The sequence below is a fragment of the Sphingomonas sp. C3-2 genome, from assembly GCF_033025475.1.
In the GTDB taxonomy this organism is placed as follows: domain Bacteria; phylum Pseudomonadota; class Alphaproteobacteria; order Sphingomonadales; family Sphingomonadaceae; genus Sphingobium_A.
Genome location: NZ_CP130322.1, coordinates 2,999,006 through 3,018,912 on the forward strand (window position 1 = coordinate 2,999,006; position 19,907 = coordinate 3,018,912).

18 protein-coding genes and 2 tRNA genes are annotated in these 19,907 nt (G+C 60.5%); 8 read left to right on the top strand and 12 right to left on the bottom strand.

The features are described from left to right. Positions 1-13: 13 nt before the first annotated feature. From QYC26_RS14405 to dndB, 5 genes are read right to left on the bottom strand one after another with little or no spacing between them, the layout of a single operon-like run. Positions 14-1,177, bottom strand: coding sequence for a cysteine desulfurase family protein (locus QYC26_RS14405; RefSeq protein WP_317512913.1), 1,164 nt, complete (start codon positions 1,175-1,177; stop codon positions 14-16). Next, positions 1,174-1,551 carry a DNA sulfur modification protein DndE gene (gene dndE, locus QYC26_RS14410; protein WP_317512914.1) on the bottom strand — a complete coding sequence of 126 codons (378 nt, stop codon included), beginning with the start codon at positions 1,549-1,551 and terminating at the stop codon, positions 1,174-1,176. Before dndE ends, QYC26_RS14405 begins: the two co-directional genes overlap by 4 nt. After that, entirely contained in the window at positions 1,532-3,517 is a 1,986-nt protein-coding gene (dndD, locus tag QYC26_RS14415) for a DNA sulfur modification protein DndD (protein WP_317512915.1), read from the bottom strand. Before dndD ends, dndE begins: the two co-directional genes overlap by 20 nt. A gap of 7 nt (positions 3,518-3,524) precedes the next feature. After that, positions 3,525-5,006, bottom strand: a complete 1,482-nt coding sequence (dndC, locus tag QYC26_RS14420; protein ID WP_317512916.1) for a DNA phosphorothioation system sulfurtransferase DndC — start codon at positions 5,004-5,006, stop codon at positions 3,525-3,527. A 24-nt stretch (positions 5,007-5,030) separates the two neighbouring features. Continuing rightward, complete coding sequence (dndB, locus tag QYC26_RS14425) at positions 5,031-6,119, bottom strand: DNA sulfur modification protein DndB (protein ID WP_317512917.1); 1,089 nt, start codon at positions 6,117-6,119, stop codon at positions 5,031-5,033. A gap of 271 nt (positions 6,120-6,390) precedes the next feature. Here dndB and QYC26_RS14430 point away from each other — a divergent pair, with 271 nt between their 5' ends. The 5 genes from QYC26_RS14430 (at position 6,391) to QYC26_RS14450 (ending at position 11,267) form a co-directional block, all read left to right on the top strand. Further along, entirely contained in the window at positions 6,391-8,265 is a 1,875-nt protein-coding gene (locus QYC26_RS14430; RefSeq protein ID WP_317512918.1) for an ATP-binding protein, read from the top strand. A gap of 219 nt (positions 8,266-8,484) precedes the next feature. Beyond that, positions 8,485-8,928, top strand: coding sequence for a hypothetical protein (locus QYC26_RS14435; protein WP_317512919.1), 444 nt, complete (start codon positions 8,485-8,487; stop codon positions 8,926-8,928). Positions 8,929-8,990: 62 nt separating this feature from the next. After that, positions 8,991-9,236 (top strand): hypothetical protein, encoded by a 246-nt coding sequence (locus QYC26_RS14440; protein ID WP_317512920.1) that lies wholly within the window; start codon positions 8,991-8,993, stop codon positions 9,234-9,236. 154 nt (positions 9,237-9,390) lie between these two features. Further along, a complete protein-coding gene (locus tag QYC26_RS14445; protein ID WP_317512921.1) occupies positions 9,391-9,927 on the top strand; it encodes a hypothetical protein in 537 nt (178 codons plus the stop codon). Beyond that, complete coding sequence (locus QYC26_RS14450) at positions 9,927-11,267, top strand: DGQHR domain-containing protein (protein WP_317512922.1); 1,341 nt, start codon at positions 9,927-9,929, stop codon at positions 11,265-11,267. Before QYC26_RS14445 ends, QYC26_RS14450 begins: the two co-directional genes overlap by 1 nt. A 485-nt stretch (positions 11,268-11,752) precedes the next feature. Here the strand turns inward: QYC26_RS14450 and QYC26_RS14455 are convergent. The 4 genes from QYC26_RS14455 to dapB all read right to left on the bottom strand — a co-directional run bounded on the left by QYC26_RS14455 (position 11,753) and on the right by dapB (position 13,872). Continuing rightward, positions 11,753-11,829: transfer RNA gene (locus tag QYC26_RS14455), tRNA-Arg, on the bottom strand. 271 nt (positions 11,830-12,100) lie between these two features. Further along, positions 12,101-12,472, bottom strand: a complete 372-nt coding sequence (locus QYC26_RS14460) for a hypothetical protein (RefSeq protein WP_317512923.1) — start codon at positions 12,470-12,472, stop codon at positions 12,101-12,103. Positions 12,473-12,475: 3 nt separating this feature from the next. Then, positions 12,476-13,147 carry an endonuclease III gene (gene nth, locus QYC26_RS14465; RefSeq protein ID WP_317512924.1) on the bottom strand — a complete coding sequence of 224 codons (672 nt, stop codon included), beginning with the start codon at positions 13,145-13,147 and terminating at the stop codon, positions 12,476-12,478. Further along, complete coding sequence (dapB, locus tag QYC26_RS14470) at positions 13,144-13,872, bottom strand: 4-hydroxy-tetrahydrodipicolinate reductase (RefSeq protein WP_317512925.1); 729 nt, start codon at positions 13,870-13,872, stop codon at positions 13,144-13,146. The genes nth and dapB overlap by 4 nt, the downstream gene beginning before the upstream one ends. A 39-nt stretch (positions 13,873-13,911) precedes the next feature. Here dapB and QYC26_RS14475 point away from each other — a divergent pair, with 39 nt between their 5' ends. Both QYC26_RS14475 and QYC26_RS14480 read left to right on the top strand, forming a co-directional pair. Next, entirely contained in the window at positions 13,912-14,244 is a 333-nt protein-coding gene (locus tag QYC26_RS14475; RefSeq protein WP_317512926.1) for an SMR family transporter, read from the top strand. A gap of 91 nt (positions 14,245-14,335) precedes the next feature. Further along, positions 14,336-14,409, top strand: a tRNA-Gly gene (locus QYC26_RS14480). Between the two features lie 46 nt (positions 14,410-14,455). Here the strand turns inward: QYC26_RS14480 and QYC26_RS14485 are convergent. The 3 genes from QYC26_RS14485 to QYC26_RS14495 form a co-directional block, all read right to left on the bottom strand. Then, the gene (locus QYC26_RS14485; protein WP_317512927.1) at positions 14,456-15,298 is read right to left on the bottom strand and encodes an SMP-30/gluconolactonase/LRE family protein; all 843 of its coding nucleotides are present in this window, start codon (positions 15,296-15,298) and stop codon (positions 14,456-14,458) included. Between the two features lie 90 nt (positions 15,299-15,388). Further along, positions 15,389-16,447 carry a type I restriction endonuclease gene (locus QYC26_RS14490; RefSeq protein WP_317512928.1) on the bottom strand — a complete coding sequence of 353 codons (1,059 nt, stop codon included), beginning with the start codon at positions 16,445-16,447 and terminating at the stop codon, positions 15,389-15,391. A gap of 154 nt (positions 16,448-16,601) precedes the next feature. Further along, entirely contained in the window at positions 16,602-18,746 is a 2,145-nt protein-coding gene (locus QYC26_RS14495; RefSeq protein WP_317512929.1) for an FAD-dependent oxidoreductase, read from the bottom strand. A 218-nt stretch (positions 18,747-18,964) separates the two neighbouring features. On the opposite strand from QYC26_RS14495, the gene QYC26_RS14500 reads away from it, so the two are divergent. Then, on the top strand, positions 18,965-19,828 hold the full coding sequence (locus tag QYC26_RS14500; protein ID WP_317512930.1) for an AraC family transcriptional regulator: 864 nt from the start codon (positions 18,965-18,967) through the stop codon (positions 19,826-19,828). Positions 19,829-19,907 lie beyond the last annotated feature (79 nt).

Consider the following 19,907-nt stretch of genomic DNA (forward strand, 5'->3'; position numbering starts at 1 on the left):
TCCTTCCGCCGTGTCAGGCCGCGAATCTTCGCAGGGTTTCGACTTCGGACACCAGGCGCCGGGCAAAATCGAGCAGTGCCCCCTTATCCGTAAAACGCCCCGGAGCAACGCGGAACGCCTGCCGGGCGCGCGCTGTGTCGCCGAACATCGCGAGCAGGACCGGGCTGGTCTCCACCTTTTCAGTCGAGCAGGCGCTCGATGCCGAAAAGCTCGCGATGTCATTGAGCTTGTGCATCAAGGCCAGCGGTTCGACACCTTCGATAGAAAGCGAGTTGTTGCCTGCGAGGCGCTGGACCGGATGGCCGTTGAAGGAGACGCCCTCGAGATTGGCGGCAACATAGTCCCGGAAGGCCGATGATATAGCCTGCAAGCGCGCCGCATCCGCCGCTCCTTGCCGCGCGGCGATCGAAATAGCCTCTCCCATACCAACGATCAGGGGAACATTGAGCGTCCCGGACCGCAGGCCCTTTTCCTGGCCGCCGCCATATTGAATGGGCACCAGTCGCGCACGCGGAGAGCGTGACCGGGCATAGAGCGCCCCCACGCCCTTAGGCCCGTAAGCCTTGTGGCCCGACAGGCTGGCCAGATGCACATGGTCGGCAATGACGTCGATCTGACCCTGAGCCATGATCTGGGCCAGGTCGACGTGGAATAGAACGCCAGCCTCCTTGCAGACCATTCCAATCTCGCTGATCGGCTGAATGGTCCCGACCTCATTGTTGGCGGCCATGATCGAGACCAAAAGCGTATCAGCACGCAGCGCTGCCTTCACATCCTCTGGCGAGACCATGCCCGACTCGTCGACGGGCAGAATGGTGAGCGACCAGCCCTCGCGCTCCAGTTGCCGACAAGGTTCAATGACCGAGGGATGCTCGATCGCGGTGGTGATGAGATGTTTCTTGTCAGGCTGCGCGCGCGCAGATCCCAGGATGGCGATATTATTGGCTTCAGTGCAACTGCCGGTGAAGATGATCTCATTCTCGCGGGCACCGATCGCCTGAGCGACCTGCTCGCGGGCAACCTTCACAGCGGCCTGCGCCCGGTTGCCGTGCACATGTTCAACGCTCGACGGATTGCCGAATATGTCGGTGAAAAAGGGTAGCATCTTGTCGACCACGCGCGGGTCGGTCGGGGTCGTGGCATTATGGTCGAGATAGAGCGGGGTGACGCTACTCATGCCACCATCGCCAGGCGCGTGAGGTCAGCGGGCGCTTTGGCCCGAACGGCTAGGGTCGCGACACCGCGATGGATATGCGCGCGCAGCCGGGCTACGAGTTCGTCACTTTCGAGCGGCTCCGACAACCCCGGCTCCACCTCCTCGACATAGCGCAGCAAGGCCGCGATGAGCCCGTTATAGTCGCCTGTCAGTGTGTAAGCGTTGAATTCCTGGCCATTCTCGTCCGGCCGAGCGCCCGCACCCACCGGGCCTTCCTCGAGCGAAAGCATGATTGCCGCGCGGCACAGGAGATTGGGCGTTAGACCGGTGCGTTGGCGCAGCGAGCGCAGACGGCTCGTGGCATCGGCTGAGATTTTAAGCTTGTTGAAGCGCATCGCTCGCTCCCTCTTCGTCATGAAAATAGCCCGGGCTGACCTTGGTAGCGCGCAGGTCATGATCATAGTCGAGCCTGAAGCTGTGGCTGATATTCGGTCCAAGCTTTTCGAGCAGCCCATCATCGATTTCGGTGTCTGTCGACAGCACGATGACCTGATGGCTTGCCTCTGGGAAATAGCGCTCGACCAATGCGGCGCGATGCTCGGTATCGAGGCGGGCCAGCGGGGTGTCGATAATCATCGGCAACTGGCGACCGCTGGTATGAGCCAAGGCCCAGAGCATGGCGATCGCGTAGATCTGCTTCTCGCCGGCGGAGAGGCTGGACTTGTGCAATTCCCTGCCTTTGGCATCGATCAGCACCGCATCAAAGGTCGAGCGATCAATCCGCACATCGGCGACGAATGCTTCCTTCCGCGCCAGGTGATTGAAGCGCTGGACGAACGCGGTCTTGAGCTGGGCGAGCTTCAGATCGAGCAACTGCTCTTCATAACGCTGAAGGACGGTGCCGACGCGCTGGGCAAGACCAGCGCGGCCTTCCGCGTCACGGACTTCATTCTGCGCTTCCTCCAGCTTGCGCTTTTCGCGCTGCAAGCTGATCTTGCGGAATTCCAGAACTCGAAGCTCTTCGGTCCTGGCGGTAAGTTGCGCAGCGGCCGATGCCAGTTGCACTTCTGCCTGGTTGAGCTCTTCGAATACGACACCGGTCGCCTGACCTGCCGCGCGAACAAGTTCTGCCTCGATTTCGCGCAGCCGATTGGCGTGTGCGTCCAGGTCCGAGGTCAACAGTCGCGCGCGCGCCGAGGTCTGGTCGCGCACTTCCTCAAGGCGGGCGAGCAGGCCGCGCCGCTCCCCGACTTCGAGCCACGACAATTCGGTATCGGTCGGCGTTGACTGATCGGATGCCAAGAAGCTTTCAAGATCGTCCCAATGCGCCTTCTTCCAGCCGCCCTTGCGTTCAGGCTGGCCCGTCGCACGCCACTCCAGCAGGCGTTGCCGCATCAAGGCGAGCGCACCATCGAGGCCGGGATCGCCCGCCAGCGCCAAAGCCTTGGTGAACCGGCCGATGAGCTTGGGTGCCATCGCGAACGGCAGCAGTCCCCCTGCGATTTCCTTCAGCTCATTCTGGCGTCGGGCGATCTGCGATTTAACCTCCGTGCGCGCGGCTTCCAGCGACACGCGCTGGCTTGCCGCATCGCCGCCCTCCGCCACGAAACGCTGCCGGATATTCTGGGCGTGGCGCTCCTGGCCGGCATGAACCGAACGCAATTCGGCGACGTCTTCGGCCATGCGCGCGATTTCAGCCTCCACGGCGCCGATCTCGCGAACGCATTCCTCATAGCGTTTTGCCGCCGTGCGGTCCTCGCTTCTGGCGTGCCGAGCGAGATAGAGGCCGAGGTCGGTGCGCAGACGCTCGACCAGTTCGATGCCCAGCAGACCGCGAACGGCTTCTGCCAGACCTTCATCAGGTCCATCATGGGCGATTTCCGCGATCTTCTCCCCATCGAAGAAGAAGAGCTGCGAGACGCCGGGCGGGATCAGTTCCTGAAGGAAATTCTGCCATTCCTCGCGCGGAACCTTCTGGACCGGTGCCCCGTCTTTTTCGAGGAGAAGGGTTTCGGTCGTGCGCTTATCGGTGACCGACCACCGGCGGATCACGCGGTAGCGATGGACCAGTCCGTCTTCGGTATAGTCGAAATCGAGGCCCACTGAGGCATGGGTCGCCTGTTCATGGGCACCAAGGTGGATCCGGCGGCGCAAATGTTGCTCGTAGGAAGATTGCGCCACCCGGAAGCCCAGCGCCCGGCGACCGTAGAGCGCCAGACGCACGGCCTCGAGCAAGGTGGTCTTGCCGGCACCGTTTCGGCCACCCAGAAGAATGACCGGCCGTCCGCGCGGAACCAGGTCCAGCGTCTGCAATCCCGCATAGAGGCCGAAATTCTCAAGTTGTATGGATCGCAGGATCATCGTGCTGTCACTCGCTTCCTGCCTTGGGATCGCCGGCAATATATTCGGCGTCACCCTCGTCGTCGTCGTCGATGACAATCGCGTCATCAGCGTCCTGGCCGATCTCAGCGCGCCGTTCGGCGACAAGCGTGTCGAGGTCGCGCCATTCCAGGCGGAACACATCTTCGATCCGCGTATGAACCGCATGACGGCGCTTTAAGCCGTGCGACGCGCGTTCCACGTCGAGCAGCTTCACCACCAGGTCGGTCGGCACGTCATGTTCCGCGCACAGACTATCCAGGAGTTCGTTGTCGTCCTCGGTGAACGCCACCGTATCTTCAGTGAGCCAGTCGAGATCGCGGCCGAGCTCTTCACGCACGATCCGCGGAACGCTGTCGGGCCAATCACCCCGCTCCGTTCGCCACAGGCGGCGGATTTCATGGAGTTCGGCCTCATGGATAAGGATGGGCGCCTCGCCCGGCGGGGCATCGGCGGCGACATCCTTCTGTGTTTTGAGAAGTTCTCGCAGCAGTTCGCGGCAGAAGTTCATCGTGTATGGGCCAGGCATTACGCGGTCCGTATCGCCGATGAACTGCACTTTGCCCGAGCGCCGCTTGTAATCACGATACCTGGATTTGAGTTCAGGCTTTTGGGTTTCAGAGAGCTTGTCGCGAAACTCGAGCAGCGGGGTCAGCCACTCCTCGCCGCTGTCGATCATCGCTTCCATGGCCTTGTCCCGTTCAACGACCGTGCAGACCCAGCAGCCGAACCTCGAATTACCGCAAGAGGGCGTCGTCGTATCGACCACCAACGGGCATTCGCCCGATGCAGCATTGCGATACATGGCAACGAGGTCGCGATTGTCGCTGCCCCAAGGCGAGGGATTTTGCAGCAGATAGGTCCAGACATCGTCCGTCGAGAAGTCGGCGATCGGTGCATAGACGAAGGCGTTAAGCAGACTGGAATGCCTGGAGAGCTTTGAGCCCTCGATGCGGTGAAGCGACATGACCTGCGCGCGCGTCGCCGATTCCTGCGAGCGGACGCCCAGCACCATGATGACCTCGCCGAATTCGGCGACCCGGCTCTTGATGAAATCGTTGGCTGGCTCGATCTTCAATCGCTCGGTACACCAGCGAAAGCGGCGCGATGGCGCCGGATAGCCGCGGCCGATCAGATTGACCCAGAAGCTGCGATCGATCGATGGAATGACCTTCTTGGTTTCCACTGGCATCTTCTGTTCAGCGGCTGCCTTGCTGATCTTTTCCAGCGTTACGTCGATATAATGCGATACGACGGGCGTTTCGACGAGTGTGTCCGAACTGATGACATAGATGGTCTTGGATCGTTGTTCTTCAGGAATTGCCCGAATAGCTGTCCATATTATTTGCAGGGCGGTGGTCGAATCCTTGCCGCCGCTGTAACCAACGACCCACGGGCGTGTGTCAGCAAGATATATCTGCCTGATATCTTCATAAAGGCCTTCAAGGAGGCCGGCTTTTTTGCCTGTCATACTCTTTAATCACGCCTAGCAGGATTACGTTCTCGTCTTGTCCCACTTTAGGGCCGGACGCGGAGGAACGCCACCGTCTTGCGAGGCGAAAATGCTCCAGATCAGCTCGGCCGTCATGAGAACGCTAGTGCGGGACCGATTGACGCGCCCGCCAACCAGTGCGCGCCCTTCCCAAAGGGCCGTATTGCTGCGGGCCCAGTCGATCGAACGCAGCGCGCTCACATGATCGCGCCAGCGTTCCGGATAGGCCTGGAGAAGACGGGCGCCCGCCACCGCAAGCGCCTCGAGCGCCAGCCCATGGGCGTGAATCATGTCGCGCCGCAGTTCGGCAGGGTTGAGAGCCAGCCGTGCGGCCGCTTGCCAGTCCGGCATTTCGTCGGCCACCGCCGTCCAATAGGCCAGCGCCGCCTCCTGTGCGGCATCGCTGTCAGCACCCAGATCACTGAGGAAGGCGCGCATGGCGCTGTGAACGCTGGAAAGACCGAACAATTTGCGCGAGCCGGCCCTGGGTGTCACATGGACAAGATCGGTAAGCGCCCGGAACACGGGGATTGCTTCGATGACGGCCTTTGTGAGTTGCGCTGCCTCGTCCCGATGATCGTAGAACAGGCGCAACGAGCGGGACGGTTTCACCCCGTGCTGGTTGAGGTCGACGAACATCTGCTGGGCATGCTCGATTCCGCGATGGGGGAACAAGGTGACCGCGACGGTCTCCCGTCCGAGATGGGGCCGCTCGCGCAGCGCTTCGATGATCGCGGCGCGCCGGTGCTGTCCGTCATGCAGCGTCAGCGTGGCGGCAATATCGATTTCCACGGTGCCGATTGATCGGTCGCCTTCGCCTCCCTCGAACGGGTAGAAGACAAATCGTCCGTCGATCGAGGCGGAGAGTGCTGCAAGCACATAATCCTCGCCATTGTCCAAAATGTAGTTGGCCAGCGAGGGCACGCGATGGGCAGCCAGCGCTCGCTGGGCCATGAGCTGTGGCGGCAGCTCCTCTTCCACGGTGAACAGGCGCTCGACCGCACCGAATGGAACCATAATAACATAGTAGGCGCGACCGGCCTGAACGCCGCGGATCGCGGCAAATCGATAACAGTTCACAAGCAGCCTCATGCGCCTGCCGCCTGCGCTTGCAGGGGAAGCGTAGCTCAAATCTAAAGGGACGTCCGTTCATCATGCGCGGCTGTTCGCGCACGGCCGACCACCTTGACCAAGGCGCCGTGGACGAAGGCTTATAGCTGCAAAATCGAGAAAAATCGAAGAATCAAAAATTTTCCCGTTACGTTCCGTAGGCGTCGCCCACCTTAGTTAGTGAGTGGCCATGACGGCGCTCGATTTTCCGAACGCAAGAGCGCGTTCAGAACCATGGAAAAGGAATGCAACGATGTTGAATGAGACTGAACCGGCGACGAATCCGCTCCCTAACGACCCCTATCACAGCTGGGGCAATGACGCTCCGAAGGGCGGCCGCGCCGTCCTCCAGCGCATCCTCAAGGAAGGCACGAAGGTTCCGCTGTTCCTGGGGCAGACGTTGGTCAATTCGCTGCGCGACGTGGGCTACAACAATACGACGTCCGCAGTGTGCGAGCATGTCGACAATTCGTTGCAGTGGGGCGCGACCGAAGTCCGGATCTATTTCCATGAGACGAAGGACAAGGCCGGCAAGAGCATCGATGTGATGGTCATCGACAATGGCAGCGGCATGGCGCCGCACGTTCTTCAGGTCGCCACCTCCTTCGGTGGCTCGATGGTCTATGAAAACCGCTCCAGCATCGGCCGCTACGGCGTCGGCATGAAAGCGGCGGCGCTCAGCATGAGCCCGGTCATGGAGCTTTATTCCTGGCAGGAACCGCGCGCCTTCTATCGCATGGTTCTGGACGTTCAGGACATCAGCAACAACCGTTCGAACCTCATCGAGCTTCCCGAACCCGAGATGATGGCTGAGCTGCCGGCGACCATCGAGCGCGTCCTCGCCAAGCCGATGATCTACCCCAAGAACCCCGCCGATACCCAGGAGCTGTTCGCGTCCAGCGAGGACGATATTTACGAGCGCCTCGGTTCTCACGGCACGATTCTGCTCATGCCAGACTGCGATCGTCTGACTTACAAGTCGGCCAAGGGGCTGGTCGATCATGCCGTGCGGGAAATGGCGCGGGTTTACCGCCGCTATATCGAGAAGGGGGTGAAGATTTACGTCAACAACCGCCGGCTCGAAGCCATCGATCCCACCTTCTGGATGCTGTCGGCCCGCCATGCCAAGGTCGAGGACCTGGAGGAGAAGCGCAGCCGGCTCGTGCAGACCTGGAGCCGGATCGAAGTTCCCGTTTCGGAAGGTAGCAGCAAGACCGCGCCGGTCGCTGTTCGCCTCTATCGCCTGCCGATCGAGGAATGGAAGAATCTTTCCAAGAAATCGCTCAAGAGCGACATGGGGGTGTTCGACAACCACCAGGTCTCATTCATGCGCGCTGACCGCGAGGTAGCGGCAGGACCGAACAGCCAGCTGAAGCTTCCCGCGCATGGCGACACTTTCTGGATCCGCCTTCAGATCGACTTCCCGGCCGAACTCGACGAAGCCTTTGGCGTCTCGATGAACAAGCAGGGCGTGCGCCCGAAGGATTATGTCTATCAGGTCATCAAGGCCGCCATCCAGGATGAGATCCAGTCGGTCCGACAGAGCATCCAGAAGTCGCGCGCGCAGAAGGATGCTGAACAGGGGGGAAGCCCGGCAAGCGAGGCCGAACGCCGCGCGAACGCCGCCGACCCGCTACAAGGACGGCAACTCCCGACGCCTGCGCCCGAAACGGAGGAAGAGCGCCAGGCGCTGGAAAGCAATCTGCGCGGTCTGGCGGTTGCGCTCAAGCGCGATGGCGAGAGCGACGAGGACGCTTTCACCCGCGTCACCGGGTCTACCTATCTCACCCAGTTCAAGCATGATGAGTATTGGCCGTTCTACCATGCCGATTTTCAGTATGGGAAGGTGATCCTCACCATCAACACGGCGCATCCCTTCTACAGCAAGCTCTACCAGCCGCTGGTGAAGCTGGCGTCGGCCATCGGCATTGAGGGTGAGGATGAAGAGACGACCGGCGACGCCGAAGCCAATGAGGTGGTGATCGCGCTCCAACTGCTGCTTCTCAGCCTCGCACGCACGCAGGGCCAGCTCACGAGCGGGCCGGACAGCGAGGATCGCCGCGACCTGTTCGACAAGCTGCGCCGTGACTGGTCGGAGAACCTGCGCGTCCAGCTCCAGACCAACTGAAAAGAGGCGACGCCGGCCTGGTTGGCCGGCGTCGCTGGCATCGATCCTGATTTTATAGTAACCAACCTGTTCACGAAGGAATCGACCGCTTCGCCGCGATCAGCCCTCACCCCCGGCACAGCGTCCGGGAATGAGGACGAGGCCAGGTGGCACGGCCCTTCTTGAGCATCCTGCCCAGCAAGAGCGCTGGCAGAACGATAGGATGAAGACATGAAGACTTTGCCCGAAGAATGGGCTTTCTACGCCCGCGTCCAACGCGGCGCGAACCGCACCCAGATCACCAGCCGCTATTGGGCTGCCGATGAAGCCGCGGACATCGCGCTTGAGATGCTGGCGGTCCCTACGCCGTCTCTCTCAGAACTGTCCATCGGCCTGAAGAATATCGCCGCCAATCGCGCAGCGAAACATCGCCACCGTGCCCGCATTCTCCATGACCAGTTCTTTCCGATGATGCAGGACATGACCATGCCGCCGATTGATCGGCAGGTCGTGGCGATGGCCGAACTGGAGCGCATCCGCCATCGCCTTTCCCGGCAGGATTGGCACCTCCTGCTCGAAGTCGCCCAAGGCCAGAGCTATGCAACACTTGCCGCGCAGTGTGACGAAACCGTCGGCGCGCTCAAAATGCGCGTATCGCGCCTGCGCAAGCTCCTGCTTCATTGACGGTGCGGGCCGCGGGAGCGCCACACGGCGGCCCGTGGCCAGCGCCAAGAAGGATTTCCGATATGTACGTAGTGTTCGATAGTTTCTGCAAAATACCCACCTGGGATACCAGCCACCCACTCGATGTGGACCGGTTTCGCGCTGCGCTGGCGGAAGTGGTTCACGAGCCGGATTTCTCGCCCGAAGCCATGGGAGACTATATCCGCGCCAATCACGCCGAACCGATGTGGCCAAAGTCGCCCGCGCACCTCGACCGCGTGATTTCAGGCTTGGTCAGTGATGCCGCAGCTGCGCTGCACCGTCGCTAATCTGCTTTGCAGCAAAATATCGCCAATAGCAGGTAAAAATACATGTTCTCGATGCGTTCGAGGAATGCTTGATCGGAAGACCTTGCTTGACGATGGTCGGTGTATCAATAACGTTGCTCTTGGGCGACGATGATTTGTCGCATCGGGGGGAATAATGAGTTCGGGCGAAACCGAAACTGATGCGGGTGAAAATCCATGGGCGATGATAGGCCGACGCCTTAAACGGCCATGTCGGCAATGGACTTTTTATGTCGTTCTGATCCTTGGTATTGTGATCCTCGGCTACCTGGCAGTCTGGATCGAGGTGACGCGCGCTTGGAACTTCACGGCTACGCCTGGAGCTCCGCATCTCGATCTCAACTCGATCAGGCTTGCCTATGCGACCGCCATCCTGGCCGTTGGCGCACCGTGTTGCATGCAGATTGTGCTGACACTGAACAAGATGGCGATCCTTGCTGGTATCATTCTCATATTCGTGATCCTCACGCTCGCTTATTCAGTGTCTACAAGCGATCTTAGTCTGACCGGCGTTCATTCTGCGGGACTTTTCGGGTTGCTCTTCGCAACATTGTCTTGGTGGCTGGCTAACGGCGAGGATGAGCTGTTCCAGGACCGGGTCAATCCGAATGCTGGATCTGGCGGAGACCTGACGCGCAACCTCTCGGGCGGTAAAAGTGGGGTGAAGGTTTAATGGCGTCGAGTATCCCTCCTGAAGCCTTTCCGTTGCGCCTGAAAGCGCTGCGTGTCGATCAGCCAATCGGCAGCTTCTTCGCGGTTGTCATGACCGCGCGTATGCTGCTCGAACTTTCATACACGAAGGCGGTGTCCGCCGAGCTTGACCCGACTACCGGGGGCTACAATGTATCCGGCACGCAGCGTTTGCAGGACCCTAAGCGTCTTTCTGCCATCGCCGATTATATCGATCAGGTTGATGCCACCTTCCCGAACTCAATCATCCTGGCCGCCAATTTCAGGCGTGATGAAACGCGCATCGAAGGTGATATCGATTCCGATTTGGATGACGAGCCCAACGAAGCGGAAGCGCAGGCAGAGTTCAGTCGTCGGTGGATTATTGAAGCACAGCCGGTGCTGAATGAGGCCGGTGAAGCGAGCAGCGAGACGTATGAGTTGGTTATCCCGACCGGCGACCAACTCGCTCGTGTGATCGACGGTCAGCACCGGCTTTTCGCGTTCGCTGAGGCCGAGCCAGATCGGCTCGACACGCAGCTGCTTTGCGCCATTTTCATGGACTTGCCGCCACCGATGCAGGCGACAATCTTTGCAACGATCAACTCCAATCAGAAGCCAGTGGACAAGAGTCTCACCTATGAGCTCTTCGGCTACAATGTCTCAGACGAGCGCGAGACCGAGTGGTCACCTGAGAAACTTGCGGTGTTCTTGGCGCGTCGGCTGGCGACAGACACGGAATCGCGTATGGCGGGTCGGATTGCAGTGGCGCCCATCAATGATTTCGCGTCAGCACAAGCCATCCCCAAAACTGAGATGAAAATCTCGTTTGCCACCATTGTCGGCGGGATCGTGCGGCTGATCAGCTCCAATCCCAAGGCAGACGCCAATAAGCTTAAAAAATCTTTCTTCGCAAAGCGGTCCTCGTTGGGACTCGGCCGGGCTAATGGCCCGCCATTTCGGCAGCTATATCTCAACGGCGACGACGTGCTGATTTATGCAGCAACGCGCAATTTCGTAAACGTCGTTGATGAGCTGTTCTGGCGCGAGGCGGATCCGAAGTCCTTCATACGGAAAACAGTCGGTGTGCAGGCACTGTTCGACGTCTACCGCGAAATTGCCGGATCATTGTTGGAGGCCGGCGACTTAAGCGAGGACGCATTTCGCGCCCGGCTCGCACCTGCACGCAAGATCGATTTCGCCAATGTGCGTTTCCAGAACGCATCCGGCTCCAATCGCACGGCGATTCGACGCATTATGCGGGTTAACCTCGGGCTGATCCCTGCGTCGGAACTGCCGCCTGGAGATGAACAATTCATCACGCAAGAAGCGGTGCTTATATAGATTACTTCGCTGAGGAGCTTGCGTGGCTTCGCATTCTCCAGAAAATGCGAGCTTCACGTACTTGAACTGCAATCTTGCACTTGCCGTCTGATCGCCATCACAACCAGGGTGCCTTCCGTCTGCCCGCAAGCAGGAAAGGCAGAGCACGATGCTGCTACGGGGCTAGTTGTGGCGGGAAATCCAGTTCGAGATCCGAGTAGCGCGGTTCTAAGCTAAATGTCCCCTCGCTATTCCGGCCCGTACAACGACCAAGTAGGGGCGACCTTTGCGCCGGTCGGTTCCGAGCTCCGTGATACGCTCGATTCGGCAAAGACGCGGAAGGGCGCCGTCCGGTCAGAGAGGCGCTTCCGCAAAAAGCTACAGAAACCACGCAAAACCAAGGAGAAGCGGGGCAAGCTGAGCGCAAGGCGCTTCCGTGGCCAGAAACTGCTTCGTACAGCCACGATTTCTGATGTCGGATAGCGTGTTGATATTTAAGGGAAAATTGGCGCACTCGACAGGATTCGAACCTGTGGCCTCTGCCTTCGGAGGGCAGCGCTCTATCCAGCTGAGCTACGAGTGCATCCGGTTCCCCCTAAGCGGGGGCTGGAAAACCGTCAATCTGCCGATTGCTTCCGTGGTGCTTCCGCGGCGTTTTTGCCCCGAAAATCCGCTTCCGTCAAAATCGACCTAAAACCTTGTTATTAAAACCTTATTCTTATCGTTTGGCACCCCTGAATCAGCTTGACTTCCGCCTTCGGAGGGCAGCGCTCTATCCAGCTGAGCTATGGGTGCCTATCGCTTCGCAGCGTGTGATGGCGCTTAGCAAAGCAATTTGCGCTTGGCGAGAGGGTTTAGCGCTTTTCCAGCTTGATCGGCTGGAATTTTCCAAGCCCGCAGGTCGGCCCCTGCACGGCCGGGGGCGTGTGGAGCACCGTGATCGTGTCGGTCGAGCACAATTGGCTGAGCGAGGTCTTGTAGAGGAAGCGTTCCTCGAAGCCGAGCGAACTGCACTCATAGGGCAGCTCGTTGCGATAGACGCGGTTCCCGGTCATGTAGAAATCGATCACCTTGTCGCTGCGGACGCGGGTGTTGCGGATCTGGTTGAGCGGGATGCAGCTCACCGCCTCGCCATCGGGCGTGCCGACGGGGATTTCGGGCTTTTTCGCCGATGCCGCGCCCGTGGCGAGCAGGGCGGCAATCGTTCCAAGCACAAGCGCACGCATCGTTCAGTCTCCTGGCTGCAGCTTTGCCTTACGGTGCGCCGGGGCAGATGACTTGGGCCTGAACGCGCACAGGTCCTCGACCTTGCAGCGCCAGCATTCGGGGGTGCGCGCCTTGCAGACATAGCGGCCATGAAGGATCAGCCAGTGATGCGCATGGAGGCGAAAGGGCTGGGGCGTCGCCTTGTCGAGCTTCTTCTCCACCGCCAGCGGGGTTTTGCCGCGCGCCAGCCCGGTGCGGTTGCCGACGCGAAAGATATGCGTGTCGACCGCAAAGGTCTCCGCGCCGAACGCGCAGTTCATCACGACATTGGCGGTCTTGCGGCCAACGCCGGGCAATTGCTCCAGCGCGTCGCGATCGGCGGGCACCTGGCTGCCATGCTCGGCGATCAGCTTTTCGGACAGCGCGATCACGTTCTTGGCCTTGGAATTGAACAGGCCGATCGTCTTGATATGTTCGCGCAGGCCTTCCTCGCCCAGCGCGACCATCGCCTCAGGGGTCTGCACTTCCTGAAACAGCAGCCGGGTCGCCTTGTTCACGCCGACATCGGTCGACTGCGCCGACAGGACAACCGCGACGAGGAGCGTGAAGTCGTTGACATATTCCAGTTCCGTCTCGGGCGACGGATTGTCTTCGGCGAGGCGGGAATAAAATTCGACGACGTCCGCCTTCTTCACAGGCCGAGAACGTCCGACATCTTGTAACGCCCGGCGGGCTTGTCGCGCAGCCAGAGCGCGGCCTTCACCGCCCCTTGCGCAAAGACCGACCGGTTTTCGGCACGGTGGCCCAGTTCGATGCGCTCCGCATTGCCAGCGAGGATCACCATATGGTCGCCTGCAACCGATCCGCCGCGCAGCGCGGCAAAGCCGATATCGCCTTCGCGGCGCGGGCCGGTCATCCCCGAACGCCCGCTGTCGCTGTGGCGCGAAAGATCGATCCCGCGGCCTTCGGCGGCGGCCTGCCCCAGCAGAAGCGCGGTGCCCGAAGGCGCGTCCACCTTGTGGCGGTGGTGCATCTCGACGATCTCGATATCCCAGTCGGTGCCGAGCCGCGCCGCGGCCTGCTTCACCAGCGCGGACAAAAGCGTGATGCCGAGCGAGGTATTACCGGTCTGGAGCACGGGCACATGGCGTGCGGCATCGTCCACATTCTGCAGATCGTCTTCGCTCAGGCCGGTCGTCCCGATCACGATCGGCTTGCCTGCGGCCACCGCCGCGCCGAGATTCCCGACAAGCGCTGCGGGTACCGAGAAATCGACGAGCACATCGGCCTGACGGGCCAGCGCAACCGGATCGCCGCCGGCATCGCATCCACCGGCAAACTCGGCGCCTGCCTCGGTTATGGCCTCGGCAATCGTCTTGCCCATGCGGCCTTCGCTTCCGTAGATACCAATACGCGTCATCGTCTTGCCTCGTTTCTCCTGCGATGCTTCATGGGGGACATGAACGCATATGTCTATCTCATGCTCGCGATCGTCGGCGAAGTCATCGCCACCAGCGCCTTGAAGGCTTCCGAGGGTTTTTCCAGGCTCTGGCCCAGCCTCATCGTCGTCATCGGTTATGCGTTCGCATTCTACATGCTTTCGCTCACGCTGCGCACCATCCCCATTGGTATATCCTATGCGCTTTGGTCGGGGATCGGCATCCTCCTCATCACGCTTGCGGCGTGGCTGCTCTATGGCCAGAAGATCGATGTGCCCGCGATGATCGGCATGGGCCTCATCGTCGCGGGGGTGGTGGTGATCAATCTTTTCTCGAAAAGCGCAGGCCATTGAAACTGTGATCTTGCCGAATGCCGATCGGCTGGGTATCAGCCGATCAGACGGCGGTGAAAACCCGCCGCCCGATCAGCAGATCCCCGGATTTGCGGGTGTAGCTCAATGGTAGAGCAGCAGCTTCCCAAGCTGAATACGAGGGTTCGATTCCCTTCACCCGCTCCACGGATTTCATCCAGCACATAATCGTAATCAGCCAGCGTGCCGCCCGCTATGCGGCGGCAATGTCAACGCGTACCGTTTCAATCGCGCCGTGGCGCAAATCGCCACCCATGTCGCGGTAATCGCCGGCAAATGTGCAGCAGAACAGCGTGCGCCCGTCGGCGCCGCCCAGCGCGCAGGCGACCGCACGGCGGCCTGGCACCGCAACGCGATCGGTAACCACGCCGCCCGCACGAACACGGACGAATTCGTCGGTGTCATAGCACGCAACCCAAAGGCCGCCTTCGGCATCGGCGCAGATGCCATCGGGGGAGCGCCCATCCAGATCGGCAAAAATCCGGTGGCCTGACAAATTGCCATCCTGATCGCGGTCAAAGGCCGCGAGGCGCCGGGCCCAGCTTTCGGCAACAACCAGCGTGCGTCCGCCGTCGATCAGCGCCATGCCATTCGGAAAACTGAGCCCTGAGGTCACGATGCGCGCTGCTCCATTCGGCTCGATCGCGATCAGATCGGCGTCTGCGGGCGCAGCGCCGCCATGCACATCGAAGCCGAAATTGCCGACATAGGCGCGTCCGGTTTCGTCGACGAGCATGTCATTGCAATCGCCACCGACCAGCGCCGACAGATCGGCGTGCAGCACCAGCGCGTCATCCACCACCCGCATCACCCGTCGATCGGCCATCGAGACGACGAGTGGCGTGCCATCGGGAAGGAAGCCCAGGCCCGAAGGCCGCTGCGGCACGGTGCACAGCGTCGTGCGTGCGCCGTCCTCGGTGACGCGCAGCACTGCATGGCCCCACATGTCCGAAACCCAGAGCGCCCCATCACGCCAGCGCGGGCCTTCCAGAAAAACGAAGCCGTTCGCCAGCACTGTGGACTGATGCTCTTTCACTGTCGCTCTCCCTGACTATGGCCGCATTTCAGAGGATCGTTTGGTTTGTTAGAGGAGACGCCTTGTGGTCGGCGTCGTCCCGTCCTCTGATTATACTTCAAGCTCCTGGATGCGCGTTTCCAGATGGTTTGTCAGTTGGTAGATATCGGCCAAATCACTGATTTGGTGACGTGTCTCATCCTTTCCTGAAAAGGTGCTCACGTATTTTACGGTTGCAGCATTGAAGTGCAATCGTGCCAATGATTTGCGATTGTTGTCATCCAGAAGGATGGCTGCATATGATTTGGCATCTCTTAGGTGGATACGCTTCGGATCGACCAATTTGGCTGCAATCGCTTGAACGATTCGAAAGCCCGAAATTTCTTCTTCCGTCGTTACGATTTCATCATTTGAATTTTCAGCGGCGGAGGCACTGTCGGGTATATCATTAGGCTCGGACACTTTCAGGGCGGATGATAACCTCTCGGTGACGAGTTCACGCACAATGGAATTGATTGCCGCTGCAACGTGTTTTGAAAAGTTTTCGCGGATCGCAGGAGTAAGGCGTCCGTCGTGAATCCTTCTGGCCAGCATGGTAACGAATTCATCAGACGGAGCAGAAAATTCCTTTTCTATCTCCAGCCGCAATTGTGATTGGATTTTTAGTCCGGCCGCTTCCTGAACAATCAGGTCGATATCGAAAGCGGGTTTGGTGAAGCGTTCAATGATGCGCGTATCGCTTTGCTTAAGGGCATCCAAGCTGAATGTGAAAAATGGCTTCTCGTCCATTTTGTTGGGCTGTTCGATATCTGAATAGAATTGATAGACAACGCCATTCGTGAGAATGGCCAACCGCGCTTCAGTGACGCTGAAATAGCGAAAGAGCTGGCTGGCATGGTTGATGTTGAGTGCGATAGAGACTGGCTTGCATTCAACTAAAATGGAAACCTTTCCCTCCCGGCATACAGCGTAATCGACTTTTTCGCCCTTCTTCGTGCCGACGTCGCACGTAAATTCCGGGACGACCTCAGAAGGGTTGAACACATCATAGCCGAGCGCCTGGATGAACGGCATGACCAGCGCGGTTTTTGCAGCTTCTTCCGTAAGCAGAACTTCACGATGTTCAGTGGCGCGTTTTTGAAGGTCAGCTAGGCGCGTGGCTAATTCCATGAATAATCCCCTCCCAATATTATTGGTTAGGCTAACAGATAGAAAACTCTTTTCAACTTTCAGGTGATCATTGATTTAGATTGAAAATGGTCGGGCATTTTCTGTTTCGTGATGGGCCTGGTTGGCTCATCGCTTGCCGTGGCGTCATTTGTTTTTAGCCGAAATTCGGCACAGCCCCGCCAATCGCCGCCGCAGCCCGCGCCGCGCCGCGCATCGCGCCTTCGATATAGCCGACACCGGTGCAATCGCCCACTTCGTGCACGGCAAAGCCCGCCGCCTTCAGCTGGTCGGCAAGGGTGAGGTCGCCGGTTGCCCCCTTGGCGACGATGACATGGTCGGCCGGGGCGCTCTGGCCGGCGCCCTGATTGTCGGTGAAGCGCACCGCATCGCTATCGATCCGGATGTCGGCCGCTCCGGGGTAGAGATCGATTCCGTGTTCCTTCAACTCGGTGATCAGCCGCATCCGACGGACGATCGTCAGCCCCGCACCAAAGCGCGGTGCATCGTCGACCACGGTGACGGTGCGGCCGCGCTCGGCGAGGAATTCAGCGAGTTCGAGCCCGACCAGCTCGCCGCCGACGATCGCGATATTCTTGCCCAGCGGCATCCATTTGTGCGTCGCCTGGCGAACGAGATCGAGATTGTCGGTCAGCCCCGTCGCGGCGCCGATCTTGGTTGCGATACGCGTCGTCCAGCTCGTCTTCGCCTTCAGCGCGTCGGAACTTTCGCCCAGCATCAGCTTGCGCATATCGTCGCCGCTGAACACATGCGGGTGATCATTGCCGGGAATATCGGGGAGCGCACGGCGCGCGCCGGTCGCCACCACCACGGCATCGGGGTTGAGTGATTTGAGCAACTCCGGGGTTGCCTGTGTGCGCAGCCGCACGTCGATCCCCGCCTTGTCCACCTGCGCGCGCAGCCAATTGAGCAGCCGTTCATTGGCGGGATAGGCGAGCGACGCAAACCGCAGCGTTCCGCCCAGCCGCTCGCCCTGTTCCAACAGGATGACATGATTGCCCGCAGCTTTTAGCCGGCGCGCCGATTCCATCCCGCCCGGCCCGCCGCCGATGACGACCACGGTCTTGCCGCTGGCAAGGCTCTTGGGCTGGAGATGCTCGAACCCGGTTTCGGGGCGCACCGCGCAGCGCAGCGGCTGGCAGACATAGATCGCGCTGATGCAGGTATAGCAATAGATGCAGGGCAGCACCTCGTCCGCGCGCCCCTCTGTGAGCTTTTTGGGCAGCGCCGGGTCGGCGAGCAGCTTGCGCCCCATCGAGACGAAATCGATCGCACCGCTCGCGATATGCGCGTCGCCCACTTCGGGTTCGATCCGGCCAGATGCGATGACGGGGATGGTCAGCGCCTTGCGCAGCTGCGCTGCAAAGGGAAGGTTCAGTCCCGGTTCGTGCGGGGTATGCGATCCCGAATGAAGCTTGGGCTTGCCGGCATCGTGATAGGCGGTGGCGGTGATCGCGTCCGCGCCCGCGGCTTCCACCATCTGCGCGGCGCGCACCGCGTCCTCGATCGTGATCCCGCCCTTCTTGCCTTCCTCGCGCGTGTCGAGCTTCACCCAGACGGGGAAATCGGGGCCGACAGCGGCGCGCACTGCGGCAATCACTTCGAGGAGAAAGCGCATCCGGTTTTCGAGCGAGCCGCCATATTCGTCGGTGCGCCGGTTCGATTTTGGCGAGATGAAGGACGAGAGCAGATAGCCGTGTCCGGCATGGATCTCGGCCCCGTCAAAGCCGGCGCGCTTGGCGCGGTCGGCGGCGGCGGCGAACTGGTTGACGACGAAGGCGATGTCCTCGGCGGTCATCACCTTGAAATCGACGCTGCGAATCCGGCCGAACGGGGCAGCGGCAAGCTCTTCGGCAAGGAACATCTCGGTAAAGTCGCCCGAGGCCGGCTCGGGAAGCGAGGGACACCAGATCGGGCGTCCGGCGAGCATGTCCTCCATCGCAACCAGCCCGCCATGGTGCAGCTGCGGCGCGATCTTGGCGCCGTGCGCATGCGCCGCGCGCACCAATGCTTCGAGCCCGGGGAGAAAACGATCGTCCGAAATCGCGATCTGGTTCACCTGATTGCCGCCCACCGGCCAGGCCACGCCCGCCACGCCGGTGATGATCAGCCCGACCCCGCCCTCGGCCTGCGCCTCGTGATAGCGGATGATGCGTTCGCCGCAGTGGCCGTCAATCTCGGCCAGGCTCGCGCCCATCGCGGTAACGGCAATGCGGTTGCGCAGCTCCATCGAACCGATGCGGCCGGGGGAAAGCAGGTGGGGCAGGTGGGTGCGGCTCATCGCATATAGTCCGTTTTGGGGTGATCGAACCGCGAGCCTGCCGCTAAATACGAGTGATCACTATCCACGTATTTTACGCAAAACGATCATTTTTGTGGGAAATGGTGTAAGAATAGGAGGTGTCAAGCGCGAAATTCGATTGAATCATGTTGAATCTTGGCTAGCCTGCCCCGCAGACAAGGTCGGGCGAACCGCCTGTCGGAGGGAGAGCGTAGACGATGAAGTCCTGGCAGGAAGGGCGTGTCGAAACGGTGGCGGTGGACGGTATGGTCGTCCGGCTGTGCAAACCGTGGCTGCTCAATGCTGACACTCCGGAACTGAGCGGGTGTGAAACCACCTATCAGGTCGGGCTGTGGACTTCGGAAAGCTGCCGTCCCAAGGGCCAGTTCCGCTTCGGCGCCCATGCCGACAGCATGCCGATGGGCCGGATCAGCTATGTTCCCGCAGGCGTGAAGTGGAGCGCCACGATTGAATCGCAGGAAGACGCGCGTGCCGCCTTGTTCTGCGATTTCGATCCCGGCCGCTTCCGCAATGTCACGGGGCTCGATCCGGACGAGGGCAGCCGCCATCTTGTGGCCTGCCACACCGTCACGACGCCAAGAATGCAACAGGCGCTGTGGGCGCTGCTCGAGGAAGTGAACATGCCGGGATTTGGGCACCACATGTCGGTTGAGGCCCTTGGCCAGCTCATCATGGTAGAGGTCGCCCGCTATTTCCGGGGCGTCGAAACCATCGACGAACGGCGCTGCAAGGGGTTGTCCGACGTGCAGGTCGCGCGGATCCGCGGGTTTATCGAGGAAAGCAGCGGTCAGCGGATCACCATCCGCGCGATCGCCGATCTCTGCGGTATCAGTTCCTCGCACATGCGCCGCGTGTTCAAGGAGACGACGGGGCTCAGCCTTGGCGCCTATGTTGAACAGGTGCGCATCGCACGGGCCAAGGCTCTGCTCGGGGAAAACCGTCTGCCGCTCAAGCAGATCGCGTTCCAGCTGGGTTTTGCCAATCCCAGTGCGTTCTCGGCGGCCTTCCGCCGGGCAACGGGCAGCACACCGCGCAACTATCGGCTCGCACTCGCAGCCTGATCGAAGATCGTACGCGCGCTGATTATTGCGCCTTCGCATCAATTCTGACGAAAGCTGCTCGCCGCGCTTGCGGGAGGCA